1 protein-coding gene is annotated in these 563 nt (G+C 68.6%); it reads left to right on the top strand.

Annotated features, from left to right (window positions below; all coding sequences use genetic code 11):
- A partial coding sequence (locus A5697_RS17820; protein ID WP_197501056.1) for a TetR/AcrR family transcriptional regulator occupies positions 1–533 on the top strand: 533 nt, incomplete at its 5' end.
- Positions 534–563: the final 30 nt, after the last annotated feature.

Raw genomic sequence — 563 nt, 5'->3', positions numbered from 1 at the left:
CGCGAGCCACCATCCGTGAGATCGCTCGCACCGCGAACGTCACGAGCGCCAGCCTGTACAACTACTTTCCGAACAAGGCCGAGTTGATCAAGGCCGCGATCGCGGCACGCACCGACGTCGCGTTGCCCCGGCTGCGGGCGGCCGCCGCGGGCCCCGGGACCGCCATCGATCAGATCGAGGCGGTGCTCGACGAATCGGGCCGGCTGATGCGCGAGTATCCGGATCTCGCCGCCTTCGAGTGGGTGATCCGCGCCGAGGGCGTGGCCGACGCCGATTCGCGGTTCGCGGGGGGCGCGCGGTTTCAGGCATTCCGAGAGATCATCGAGGGCGTCGTCGACGATGCCTATCGGCGAGGCGAACTCGCGCACCGGCAGGATCGGGACAGCATCGTCGAAGCCGTGTACGCGCTCGTCTACGGCTTGACCGAACTGGCGGCCACGTCACCCCCGCGGGCCTACCACGCCGCGCTGGATTGCGCCAAGGAACTGATCAGCGGAACGCTCTTCGCCCGCCCGGCCGGCGCCCAACGATGAAGTTACTCACCGCGCTGCGGCTCAACATGA

The organism is Mycobacterium sp. E3251 (genome assembly GCF_001666835.1).
In the GTDB taxonomy this organism is placed as follows: Bacteria; Actinomycetota; Actinomycetes; order Mycobacteriales; family Mycobacteriaceae; genus Mycobacterium.
The sequence above is the reverse complement of the archived record's forward strand: the minus strand, read 5'-3'. Positions and strand labels throughout refer to the sequence as shown.